Consider the following 11,795-nt stretch of genomic DNA (forward strand, 5'->3'; position numbering starts at 1 on the left):
CGACACCCGAGGCGTCGATCGAGACCTCGGTCTCGAACGCTTGCTCGATCTCGTATCGCGCCGGGTCGTAGGCCAGGTCGGGGCCGGTCGGATCCTCGTCGGATACCGGCGCCAGCAGTCGACCAAGATCAAGCGCCATGTGTGAAGCCGTCTCAGCTTTTTACAGAGGTCCGACTGCAACCTCGGGCTGCGAGGCTTGGGGTCGAAGGACGGCGCGGAGTGTGGCCGAACAAACGGATTTGGCAAGTGCATCTGGTTGAGATTTGAAATTTAACGGCTACACCTAGTTGCAATCGTCGGACCGTCGTATGGTAGAGCTTAGTAACAGGAGCGATTAATGGATCGGCAGGCGGCCATATCTGTCGCTCTCGGTACGGCTAAGCTTAACCTTGAGCGTTTCGAAGCGATAGAACGTCTAAGCGAACCCTTTGTTATTGTCGCAGAAGGGTTTTCCGTCGACGAGATCGATTTCCTGCCGCACATCGGCAAGCCCGTATCGTTCGATGTGGGCGACGAGATGGACCACGTCCGCTACTTCCATGGGTTGTTGGCGGATGCGGTCCTGACCAAGGTGGACATCAGCGGCGCTCACTATCGCCTGACGGTGAAGCCCTGGTTCGCGCTGCTGGATCAGAACCTGAACTACCGGATCTTCCAGGACAAAAGCGTCATCGACATCGCCAAACAGGTCTTCGCGGACGCGGGGATGAAGGACGTCGAGTTCGACAAACTGACGGGCGCGTACAAGCCGCGGGAATACTGCGTCCAGTACAAGGAGAGCGACTTCAATTTCCTCTCGCGCCTTTTCGAGGACGAGGGGGTCTACTACTATTTCCGCCACGAAGAGGCCGCCCACAAGCTGGTGCTCTGCGACGGCAAGTCGGCGCACCAGCCCGCGCCGGGCTACGAATCCATCCGCTTCCTGCCCGTGTCGGGCGACGAGGCGACCACGCCCGACACCCTGTCGGACTGGAACGAGCGGGTCAGCTCGGTCAGCCAGGCCACCGTCACCCTGCGCAGCTTCGATTTCACCAAGCCCCAGAACCCGGTCGAGGCGGTCGCCAAGGGCGCGGGGCAGCATCCTGGCGATGCGCTGGAGGTCTACGAGTATCTCGGTGACTTCACCGAGCAGTCCGAAGGCGAGGCGAGGGGGCAAGCGCGGCTCGCCGCCAGTCGAGCCCCGCGCCGGCTCTACACCGGCGGCGGTGACGTGCTGGGCCTGGCCTGCGGCGGCCTGTTCACGTTGACCGAGGCCGGGGTCGACCGCTTCAACCAGGAATATCTGATCACCGGCCTTAACCACGTGATCGAGGCCGAGAGCCATCGCAGCGGCGACGACCGTCAGGCGCGACGGGTGAACGTCGTGGCCATTCCGGGCGACACCCTGTTTCGACCGGCGCTGAACGCGACCAAGCCAGTCTCCACCGGGGTCGAGACCGCTACGGTGACCGGACCACCGGGCGAGGTGATCTATGTCGACGAATGGGGACGCGTGAAGGTGCGGTTCCACTGGGATCGCTCGCCGGACCAGCCGGGCAAGACCTCATGCTGGATGCGGGTCTCGCACCATGCCGCCGGCGAGGGCTTCGGCAATGTCGACCATCCGCGCGTCGGCCAGGAAGTGATCGTCGATTTCCTGAACGGTGATCCAGACCGGCCGATCATCACCGGGCGTGTCTACAACGGCCAGCGCAAGCACGCCTACGACCTGCCCACGCAGAAGACGCGGTCGCTCTGGAAGACCCAAACGGTCGGCCGCCTGGGCGACTATTCGGGCGCCGAGAAGACGCCGGCGCCCAACAGCGTGGGATTCAACGAGATCCGCCTGGAGGACAAGGGCGGGGCCGAGGAGATCTACGTCCACGCCCAGCGCGCCATGGTGCGTGAGGTGCTGCTGGACGACAGCCTGTCGGTGCAGCGTGATCGCGCCACGCGAGTCGGTCGCGACCGGGTGACGGCGATCAAGCGCCACGAGACCACGACCGTCGAGACCGGCAATCAGACCCACGAGGTCAGCCAGGGCAACCGCACGACGACGGTCGAGCAGAACGATTCGACCACGATCCGATCGGGCGACTATTCGGTGAAGGTGGACAAGGGCATGGTGACCATCGAAGCTGCCACGAGCATCACGTTGAAGGTCGGGTCCAGTTCGATCGTCATGGATCCTTCGACGATAACCTTGAATTCGCTGACCATCGTCAGCCAGGCCACGACGCTGCAGAGGGTCTTGGGAACCATGACGGAGGTCGACGGCTCGGGCGGGACCACGATCACGGGCAGCGTCGTTAAGATCAACTAGGACCTGTAATGAAGCGCTGGAAACAGGTTCGTTGGACCGAGGCGGGCCAAATCACCGCGATCCTGGGATGGCCCGCGTCCGAGCACGACACGCAGCCGCCTGAAAGCTTCTTCGACCGGTTGCTGGAACAGGGCCGGGACGACGACGCGGCGATGTTCCTGGGCCAGGCCTTGCCGCGCTACGAGGTGGTCGCCTGGGCCGTCCAGACCGTCCGCGACCTCGCCCCCGCCAATCTCGCGGCGCAGGATGCGGAAGCGCTGGACGCGGCTTTGCGGTGGCTGACCGACCCCAGCGACAACCGGCGGCGGGCGGCCTTCGACGCCGCCGCGAAGGCCAGCGGAACCAGTCCCCAGCGGATGTGCGCCCTGGCGGTGTTCTTCTCGGGTGGATCAATCGCGCCGGCCGACTTGGAGCCGCTGCTGGCGCCGAAGGACACGGCTGGCAAGTTCGCCGCCGGCGCGGTGCTGACCGCGGCCACGCGTAGCGGTCGACGTCATGAGGGCTTGCGCGCGGCGCTCGCTCTCGGCGAGGCTCTGGCCGTCGGCAACGAAGACGGACGTTCATGACCCTCGTGCTTACCATCAGGTCTCTGGAACGGCTCGACAACGGCGAGGCCGCGCGGCTGGCCCTCGATCGGCACGGTGCGCGCATCGGCCGTTCGCCGCACATGGACTGGTGTCTGCCCGACCCGCGCAGCTACATTTCCTCGGCCCATTGCGAGATCGAGTACCACGATGGCGCATATGTGCTGGTCGATCGCAGCACCAACGGCACCTTCGTCAATCACTCGACCGCGCGGCTGTCCGCGCCGCACCGCATCGACGACGGCGACGTCATCCTGATTGGGCACTACGAGATCGAGGCGCATCTGGATCAGGCCCCGGCCAATGATCCGGTCCCCGAGCCGGTCGCCTGGAGGGGTTGGGACAGTCACGGCGCGCGCGAAACGGCCGGCGAGCCCGGCCGTTGGGATCAGCCCGCGCCGAAGGCGGCGATCACCGGGCAGGGCGCCGCCGCGGGCGCCTGGGCCGCGCCGCGCGTGCGATCCCAGCCGGAGCCCACCTCGGCCTGGACGCCCGCATCGCCCGAGGCGCCGCCGCCTTCGGCCTGGTCCAGCGAGCCGCGGGCGCCCGCCGCGCCGTCGGCCGACGACGTTTGGGGGCGGCTGGCGCAGACCAACGAGGTCGACTGGGACCGGGGATTCGCGCCGGCTCCAGCCGCTACGCCGCCAACTTTCGCGCCATCGAGCGCGGCGGCCGCCTGGAGCGCTCCGCCGCCCGCCCCGACGACCGGAACGGCGCCGCCCGCTCCGCCGCCGCGAGCGCGCGCGCCCGAACCGCGCCCCTCCACGGCCAGCGCCGAATGGAATGCCTTCCTCGGAGGCTCGGGCCTGCGGCCGGAGGATCTCGGGGATTCTCCGCAGCAAGTGCTGGCGACCGCTGGCGGGCTTCTGCGACGCCTGATGGGCGGCCTCGTGGTGATGCTGGAGGCCCGGGCCAGGGCCAAGGCGCAACTGGGCGCTCAGGGCACGGCCCTGGAGTTCGACGGCAACAATCCGTTGAAGTTCACGCGATCGGCCGAACGCGCCCTGGCGCAGATGCTCAATCGCCCGGACCGCGGCTTCATGCCCTCGGACCGCGCCGTCGAGGACGCTTTTCGCGATCTCCAGGCCCACCAGATGGCGACCTTGATGGCGATGCAGGGCGCTTTGGCGTCGACCTTGGATCGGTTCTCGCCCTCGGCGATCCGCGCGCGGGCGGAGAACAAGGGCTTGCTGGCCAAGATCGTGCCCGGCGCTCGCGCCGCGGCGCTCTGGCAGGCCTACGAGCGCGAGTTCGAAGGCGTCACGCGCGGTTCGGACGAAGCCTTCATGGAAGTCTTCGCCAAGGAATTCCGCGAGGCTTACGAGCGCACCGCCGCCGAGATGAAAGCCAGACCCCCTCGGGCCTGATCGCCAAGAACATCTCGACGTCGATCAGGCTCCGGGTCAGGCCAACGCCAGCAATGTCGTCTCGTCGCACGCCACCACGGCGACGCTGACATTGTCGGGCGCGCCGCGCTCCAGGCATGTGGCGACCAGGCTGTCGGCCGAGGCGCCAGGATTGCCCTTGGCCAGGATCGTCGCCAATTCATCGTCCGGGATCACCCGGGTCAGACCGTCGCTACAGACCAGGAAGACATCGCCGACCTTGGCTTCGTCCGACACCGCGTCCAGCTCCAGCTGAGGCCCGACCCCGACGGCGCGCGACAGCACGTGGGCCATGGGATGGTTTTCGGCCTCCTCGGCGGTGAGCCGCCCCGACGCGACCATCTCCTGCACCTGCGAGTGATCGACCGTGAGCTGGTAAAGCTTGCCCGCGCGCAGGAGGTAGCAACGACTGTCGCCCGCCCAGAACACCGCGAAGCGTCGCTCGCGCAGCAGCAGGACCACGACGGTCGAGCCCATGGGCTGGCCGCCGGCCTTCAGCCAGATCCGCTCGTTGGCCTTGTGCACCGCCGCTGCCGCCGCGCTCGACGCGGCGTCGAAATCGGCGGGCAGCGTGGCCGCTTCCAGGGCGTTGACGATCGTTCTCGACGACCACTTGCCGTTGGCGTGCCCGCCCATGCCGTCGGCGACCGCCCACAGCCCTTCTTCGGGGCGCGCGAGCACATGGTCCTCGTTGTCGCTCCGCACCTTGCCGGGATGGGTCAGAATGGCGTCGCGGATCCGCAAACTCCCGTCATCCATGGACGGCTCCCTCTATCGTCAAGGCCCGAGCAATCAGATCGGCGGGCGGTTGGCCGGCGGAGATGTCGAAGGGCGAGTCCGGCCGCCAGAAGCGTCCGTGCGCGTCCGGCTCGGGCTCTGATTCCATAGTGTGAAAGACATTTTGCGCGTTGGCCACCATCGCGTCGACGTCAGCGGCGGTTTCGAACGCGCGGTAGATCTCTTGCTCCGCCGCCTCGGCGATCCGCTCGCTTTCCGACGGTGCTTCGTCGGTGTGGACGCCCAGAATCAGAACGAAGCGCCGACCCGCGGTATCGATCGAGGCGGTCAGCGCACCGGTGCTCCATCCCGATCCGAACGCCCCGGGACCGAAGGTGAAGCGTACAGGCGGGGCGGCGTCGTGGTGGGCTTCGAACGCGACGCCAAGCGCTTCGCGGGCGGCTTCCAGGCCTGCGCTCGACCAGGCGTCCCAGGCCTCGCGCGCATCCGGCGTCAAGCCTCGCGCGACGAAGTCGCCATGGGTCGGCAGCTTGCCGAACGCGAAGGCGCGCGGGGCGGTCACAGCTTCGCCGGGCATCGGAATGACCACAGACCGCCGCGCCCGAACGGGTTCTTGTCGGACGGCAGATTGACCTTCAACGAGAAGTACTGGGAGCCTTGGCCGAAGGTCGCCTTGACCACGGTCGGACCCGCGTTCTCCTTCTGCGCCGCGTCCATCAAGTGGAACAGCGCCCAAGGGCCCTGGGCTTCGAAGCGCCGTAGCTCCTTGGTCCCCGAATAGAGAATGAGATGAGCCTCCGGCAGGCTCGAGATCGACCACATCACCGGCTTGGCGCCGACGGTGCTCGGTTCGAACCGATAGGTGGTTCCGCCGGCCGAGAACTCCGCGGCGGTGACCGCGCCGCCAAAGCCAGCGGCCTCGACCTTGATCGGCAGGCCGGAGGTCAGTAGGTCGCGAACCTGGGCGGCTTTCTGGAACTGCTCGGCGCTGGTCGGATCGAAGGTGGCCGCGATCGGGTCCTCGGCGCGCCAGCGCCAGATCGGTCCCGAGGTGACCAGTAGCGGCTGGAGGCGATCGCGGACCAGGCTGTCGAACTGGCCGTTGAGGCCAAAGACCTGCAGCATCTCGCCCGCCGTGCCGTCGTTCCGCGCCGCGCCGTAGAACGGATAACGGTTCTCGCTGACGCTCCGGCAGGCGCCCGCCAGGTTGGCGGCGTACTCCTGGGCGATGGCGTTCTGGGCCGACGACACGGCCGCGCCCTTGCCGGTGCGGGTGGCTTCGGCGACGAAGCCCTGCAGTTGCGGCGGGGCGACGACGCCGGCGGTGGCGACCTGTCCGAGGGCCGAGGCCAGCTGGCCCTGGGCGGAGACGCCGCCCAGTCCGCCGCCAGCGACGCCCGCGGCCATGTTGGCTGAGGCGGCCTGCTTGACCGCGGCCAGGAACTCGTCGATCGGCGCGGCGCCCTTGCCGTCGCCGACATAGTCAGCGAGCGGCTTGAAGTAGTTGGAGATGGTCTTGCCGGCGTCGACACCGCCGGCATCCAGCACGGTGGCCCCGACGATCTTCGCCGCCGCCTTGAGCTTGCTGGGCGCGCGGATCGGCGGCGGCTTGCCGAAGCTCGTGTTCTTGCGCACTTCCAGCAGCAGCACCTTCAAAGGGGAGGGGGTGCGCGTGAAGGCGCCCAGGGCGCTCGGATTGGAGAAGTAGTCGGCGGGCTTGAGGTTCTGGACTACGCCGTCCCAGGCGGCGATGTACTCCTTGGCGTAGAGCGCCGCCACGCCCGGCCTGACTTGGGCGATCTGGCTGCGGATCGCCGTCTTGTTGGCGTCGTCGCCCATCACCCAGAGATCCTTTTCCAGGTCTGAAGCGACGGTCTGCAGGCCGGTTTGATAGGCCCGCTCGAAGCCCGCGCGGGTGAAGAAATAGGGCACGGTCGACTGCAGCACGGCCTCGCCGTTCAGAAAGGCCTGACGGTCGCCGCTGGCCAGCACCGTGTCGGCGCGCCAATCGGCCTGGTCGCTCGCCGCGGCCTTCTGGCGGAGAATGGCATAGGCTCGGTCGGCCAGGGACAGAGTCTGGACCGCCGCGCGCGTCGAGTCGATCAGAGCGCCGTCCAGCGGCGCTTCCCGCCCTGGCCAGACCCGGCCGAGCTGAGGGTCGGCCAGCATGGCGTCCAGGTGTCGGGACAATTCCGCGCGCACCTCGGCCCGGTCGGCGCCCGGCAGCACGGTCTCTTCCCAATCGTCGCTCACCCAGGCCTTGACCGCCTTGGCGTCAAGCGGACCCAGGCCCCCCAACATCAGGTAGACCTTCAACGGTTCGTAGAGCTTGAGCGGCTCCTGGGCGTGTTCCTGCATGTAGCGCTCGAGCCGCAGCAGCAGGCGCGGCAGCAGGATGCGTTGCAGAGAGTCGAGATAGGCCTGCTTGGCGGCCTTGGCGTGACCGCCTTGGAACAGGCCCCAGCGCATCATCAGCGGCGCGCCGCCCTTGGCCTGGTCGCCGTAACCGCGCGGCAGTTCGCGCAACGCCCGGATCAGGGACAAGGCCTGCTCAAGGTCGGGGTCGCCATCGCGCACCTCGACCAGGTCGACGCCGGTCTCACGCACCTCGGCGCTGATGTTCTGCGCGCCGGTCAGCAGCCTGTCCTGCAGGGCGCGGTTGCGCGCATAGCTGACGGACCAGAGGGCGAGAACCGCGACCGACACGACGGCGACGGCGCTGACGCCGGCGATCAGGGCGGTTCGCCGCCGCGCCCGCGCCTGGGGCGAGGCCTGCACCAGCCCCGCTTCGGCGAAGATCACCTCCTTCAGGAGGCGGTTGAGGAAATACGCCCGTCCGCTCTGGCCGGGACGCGACTGGACCGGCGCGTCGTACACAGCCGCGACGTCACCGAGGATGCGGTCCAGGGGTGCGCCTTCCTGCACCCCGCTGGTGAAATAGAAGCCGCGCAGCTTGGCCGGCGTGTCCTGGTCGGCGATCAAGGCTCCGTCGAGGAAGCGGGCAAGGCGCGCGCGTAGCGAGGCGACCTGGGCCGGGAAGCCGAGGATCAGGCTGCGCCGATGCGGATCGGTCTCTTCCTGCAATCGCTTGGCGACCCGGTCGGACAGCGCCTGCACCACGGCGTCGAACTCGCCCAGCAGCCCTTCCAGGTCGTAGGGCTGGTCCAGCGCCAGGCTGGCGCCGAGCACCGCGCGGCGGCCTTCGACGTCGAGATCCTCGAAGAACTCACCAAACCCGGCCAGCAGGTCGGCCTTGGTGAACAGCACATAGACCGGCGCCGAGACCTCGAGCACCCGCCGCAGCTCGGCCAGCCGCCGGCGTACGGCGGTGGCGTGGTCGTCCAGTCCCGCGCGGTCGGTGTTCAGGATCTCGTCGAGGCCGATGGCGACCAGCACGCCGTTGATCGGCTGCAACGGTCGCGTACGGCGCAGCAGGCCCAGGAAGCTCTCCCAGCCCTTCTGGTCGACAGACGCGTCAGAGGTTTGGGTGGTGTAGCGGCCGGCGGTGTCGACCAGCACCGCCTCGTCGGCGAACCAGAAGTCGAGATTCCGAGTGCCGCCCACGCCCTTCAGCGCCGCGTCAGCGAACGGAAGGCGCACGCCCGACTTCAGCAAGGCGGTGGTCTTGCCCGCGCCCGGCGGACCGATGATCACGTACCAGGGGCGGGCGTAGAGATAGTCGCGCCGCTCGCCGGCCACGGTCTTCAGCTTGGCCAGGGCCGAGCGCATCCGGCCCGAAAGCGCCTCGGCCTCGGCGTCGCCAGGCGACGGCGCGGCCAGCTGTTCGGCGATCGCCGCCGACGCCCTGCGGGCGCGAAGAACGCGCAACGTCGCGAAGACGCCCCAGACGATGGCGACCGTCAGGAGCAGCAGCAGCCGCACCCACCACGGCCGAAGGAACGGCGCCACCAGCGGCAGCACCAGGGCCAGCAGGACGGCAATCAGGATCGCGGCCAGCCCGGTCAGCAGCCACCAGTTCAGGAAGAAACGCTTCATGGCGCCTGTTCACCACGCGGAATGACGATTTCGACGCGGCGGTTCAGGGCTTTGCCGGCCGCCGTGGCGTTAGGGGCGATCGGCTGGCTGTCGCCGAAGCCCTCGGTGCTGACGCGCGCCTTGTCGGTCAGCTGGTCGCGAACGACCCCGGCGGCGGCGTCGGCGCGAGCCTTCGACAGCGCGAAGTTGTCGGGGAAGGTGATGCTGGTCAGCCGATCGGTGTCGGCATGGCCTTCGACCCGCACCGCGCCGCGCTCGGCTTCGACAGCAGCGCCGATCCGAGCGAACAGCTTGTCGGCGTTGGGTTCGAGCTTGTCCGAGCCCGACTTGAACAGCGTGCCGATCGTGGTGCGCACGCGGATGGACTGACTGTCTTGCTCGACCGTGACCAGGTGCTGGGCGATCTCCGGCGCGAGGAAGCCCTGGATGCGTTGCAGCTGGGTGCTGGTCTGCGCCGGCGGCGGTGCGGCGAGGCGGGACATGCGCAGCGGCTGCTCGGGATTGATGGCCTTCAGGGCCGCCAACGACGGCTGCCCGGTCTGCATCAGCATCACGCGGAACAGGATGAACGCCACCAGCAGGACGCCGAGCGCGATCGCGCCGGCCAGGGCCAGGATCGCCCAAAAGCCGACCCTGGTCGCGGGCGTCGGGTGTCCGCGCCAGCGCGGCGTCAGTTCGGTTTGTGAAAGCGCGCGGACATGATCCAGCGCCGCGTAGCAGCTGGCCATGATCTCATGGAGCTGGCGCTTGCCGTCGGGCGAGACGCGATAGCGCCCCTCGAATCCGGCGGCGAGGCAGGCGTGGTAGAGCTCGATCAGGTCGGCGAACTGGGCGGGGCGCGCCAGCATGTCCTCCAGCAGGCGCCAGAAGCGATCGCCGCCGATATTCTCGGTGAACACCTGGACGACCATGCTTCGGCGCGCCCATTCGGCGCCGTCGGCGGTCTGGCCCGGCAGGTTCTGGGCGACGTCGTCGACCGTGGCGCAAACCGCGTAGAGGGCGCGTTGCCGGGTCTCGGCGTCATAGTTCGCCGCATGCAGGGCCTTGTCGAAGGCCGCCACCTCGGTCGAGGCCTTCTGGTGCAGTTCGGGCAGGTCGAGTCTTACGCGTCCCGATCGGACGCCGATGATCAGCGACAACAGCGGCGCGGCCGCCATCATCATCGGGTTGCGGGCTCGTCCAGCCGGCGGCGGCAGAGGGATGTCGTCGTCGCTGGCGGTGCGGCGCCGCGGCGGTGGGGCGGGGGGCGAGGAAAAGTCGCCGGAATAGGCAGGGGTGAAAGCCGGTGACGGCGACGGCGAGGGCGGCGCGCCCGGCGTGCGGAGATTTTGTAGCGGCGACGGCCGGAATACCGTCTTGTTCGGATTCTTCGGGTCGTCGCTGTCGCTCATCGGCCGGTTCCCTTCACGCACCAGAGCTCGAGCTTAAGATCCGGCCAGTCTCCGGCCACGTGCAGGCCCAGCGCCGCGGCGCTGGCGAAGTCCCGCCAGTCGGGGACCGAGCGATCGAGTTCGAAGTAGACGTAGCCCGGGATCACCCGCAGCTGCGGCGGCGGCGTGGGCGTATGGCGGAGCGGCACGCCGGGCAGGGCGGAGTCGACGATCTCGCGCATCTTCTGGACCGCGCCGATCTTGGCCATGGACGGGAAGCGACCGCGGATATCGTCCAGAGACGCGCGGGCGTTGACGGCCAGGTAGAAGTAGCCGGTCTTGTAGAGATTGTGGTCGGTGATGCGTGAGGTGTAAGCGCCCAGCCCCGCCATCTGCAGCGGCAGCTGGATCGCCGAGCGGTCGAACACCGCCGAAAGCGCCGCCTGCAGAGCCTCGAAGACGGGCTCGAAGGTCGGCTGCAGCTTCTCGTGGACATAGGCGGGAAACGGCGGCGGGCGCCGATCCGGCCGAGTCAGGGTGGCCAGCTCGCCCGCCATGCCCAAGAACGTTTCGTACAGGCGCTCCGGATGAACGCCGGGCAGGGCGTCCAGATGGCGAAGCTGGGGTGTCCAGCGATTCAGCGCCTGCAGCAGCAGGAAGCTGGCGAAGGTTTCGGCCCCGCCATCGGTGGCCTCGACCGCGCGCAGCGCCAGTTCGTCCACGCGCTGGGACGCTCGACCGATGATGTCGGTCAGGAAGCCCGCCAGCCGGCGGCTGGCCTGGATGTCGAGGGCGGACGGAATGTAGCGATCGTCGAACACCAGCGCGCCGTTGTGCACTTCGCGAATCCGCGCCAGTCCCAGCAGGACGCGGCCATAGGTCTGGTCCTGGGTCACGCCGAAGGCGAGGTTGGGGCGCGCCACCTCGATGGGCTCCTGGCCGCGCTCCTCGGAGAAGGCGTCGGTGACGTCCTCTTCGTCGACCAGATAGCGGACGGCGGCGGTGTCGCGCTCGTCCCGTCCCTTGAACTCGACCGCGCCGGCCTGGCGGGCGGGGAGGGTGAGGTAGACGATGGCGTCCCGGGCGTCGGCGGGGATGTCGAGCGGCGGTGGCGGCGGCAGGTCACCGGGGATCGAAAAGGGCAGGCCGTCCGGCAGCACCCCCGACAGCGATTCGACCGCGAACTTGCCCAGGGCCGCCATGTCGGCGTTGATCTTCAGTTGCGACACCCCCCACGGATAGGGGCGCAGGCTGTTCGCCCGGGCCGTGATCAGCGCCTCCAGATAGCGGTCCTGCTGTTGGAAGTGCTGTTGCCGAAGGAATAGACCCTCGCGCCACGCGACGCGGCTGTCGCTCTGCATACGCTTCCCTCGTTCCCCTGGGGGTTGCACTTAAACACTAGTCGGTAGAGCTACGGAAG

Annotated in this window: 8 protein-coding genes; 3 read left to right on the plus strand and 5 right to left on the minus strand. The window is 68.3% G+C overall.

From position 1 onward, the window contains the following. The first annotated feature begins 337 nt into the window (after positions 1-337). The 3 genes from AC1DSO_RS13875 to tagH are packed head-to-tail and all read left to right on the plus strand — an operon-like array spanning position 338 to position 4,253. Positions 338-2,302, plus strand: coding sequence for a type VI secretion system Vgr family protein (locus AC1DSO_RS13875; protein ID WP_477069374.1), 1,965 nt, complete (start codon positions 338-340; stop codon positions 2,300-2,302). 8 nt (positions 2,303-2,310) lie between these two features. Further along, positions 2,311-2,868: a DUF6931 family protein gene (locus AC1DSO_RS13880; protein ID WP_477069375.1), complete on the plus strand. Its 558-nt coding sequence runs from the start codon at positions 2,311-2,313 to the stop codon at positions 2,866-2,868. Next, positions 2,865-4,253 (plus strand): type VI secretion system-associated FHA domain protein TagH, encoded by a 1,389-nt coding sequence (gene tagH, locus AC1DSO_RS13885; protein WP_477069376.1) that lies wholly within the window; start codon positions 2,865-2,867, stop codon positions 4,251-4,253. The genes AC1DSO_RS13880 and tagH overlap by 4 nt, the downstream gene beginning before the upstream one ends. A 36-nt stretch (positions 4,254-4,289) precedes the next feature. Here tagH and AC1DSO_RS13890 read toward each other — a convergent pair whose 3' ends face one another. From AC1DSO_RS13890 to tssK, 5 genes are read right to left on the minus strand one after another with little or no spacing between them, the layout of a single operon-like run. Then, complete coding sequence (locus AC1DSO_RS13890; protein WP_477069377.1) at positions 4,290-5,030, minus strand: PP2C family protein-serine/threonine phosphatase; 741 nt, start codon at positions 5,028-5,030, stop codon at positions 4,290-4,292. After that, positions 5,023-5,571, minus strand: coding sequence for a type VI secretion system-associated protein TagF (tagF, locus tag AC1DSO_RS13895; RefSeq protein ID WP_477069378.1), 549 nt, complete (start codon positions 5,569-5,571; stop codon positions 5,023-5,025). Before tagF ends, AC1DSO_RS13890 begins: the two co-directional genes overlap by 8 nt. Further along, positions 5,568-9,005, minus strand: a complete 3,438-nt coding sequence (gene tssM / locus AC1DSO_RS13900; protein ID WP_477069379.1) for a type VI secretion system membrane subunit TssM — start codon at positions 9,003-9,005, stop codon at positions 5,568-5,570. The genes tagF and tssM overlap by 4 nt, the downstream gene beginning before the upstream one ends. Continuing rightward, positions 9,002-10,396 carry a type IVB secretion system protein IcmH/DotU gene (gene icmH / locus AC1DSO_RS13905; RefSeq protein ID WP_477069380.1) on the minus strand — a complete coding sequence of 465 codons (1,395 nt, stop codon included), beginning with the start codon at positions 10,394-10,396 and terminating at the stop codon, positions 9,002-9,004. Before icmH ends, tssM begins: the two co-directional genes overlap by 4 nt. Next, positions 10,393-11,736 carry a type VI secretion system baseplate subunit TssK gene (gene tssK / locus AC1DSO_RS13910; RefSeq protein ID WP_477069381.1) on the minus strand — a complete coding sequence of 448 codons (1,344 nt, stop codon included), beginning with the start codon at positions 11,734-11,736 and terminating at the stop codon, positions 10,393-10,395. The genes icmH and tssK overlap by 4 nt, the downstream gene beginning before the upstream one ends. Between the last annotated feature and the right edge of the window lie 59 nt (positions 11,737-11,795).

Source organism: Caulobacter sp. P4_E5, assembly GCF_056401555.1.

What these genes read in the sequence shown, in the direction of transcription:
- AC1DSO_RS13890 (WP_477069377.1), bottom strand. Translation starts at nt 5,030, where the DNA reads ATGGATGACGGGAGTTTGCGGATCCGCGACGCCATTCTGACCCATCCC.
- tssK (WP_477069381.1), bottom strand. Translation starts at nt 11,736, where the DNA reads ATGCAGAGCGACAGCCGCGTCGCGTGGCGCGAGGGTCTATTCCTTCGG.
- tssM (WP_477069379.1), bottom strand. Translation starts at nt 9,005, where the DNA reads ATGAAGCGTTTCTTCCTGAACTGGTGGCTGCTGACCGGGCTGGCCGCG.
- icmH (WP_477069380.1), bottom strand. Translation starts at nt 10,396, where the DNA reads ATGAGCGACAGCGACGACCCGAAGAATCCGAACAAGACGGTATTCCGG.
- AC1DSO_RS13875 (WP_477069374.1), top strand. Translation starts at nt 338, where the DNA reads ATGGATCGGCAGGCGGCCATATCTGTCGCTCTCGGTACGGCTAAGCTT.
- tagH (WP_477069376.1), top strand. Translation starts at nt 2,865, where the DNA reads ATGACCCTCGTGCTTACCATCAGGTCTCTGGAACGGCTCGACAACGGC.
- AC1DSO_RS13880 (WP_477069375.1), top strand. Translation starts at nt 2,311, where the DNA reads ATGAAGCGCTGGAAACAGGTTCGTTGGACCGAGGCGGGCCAAATCACC.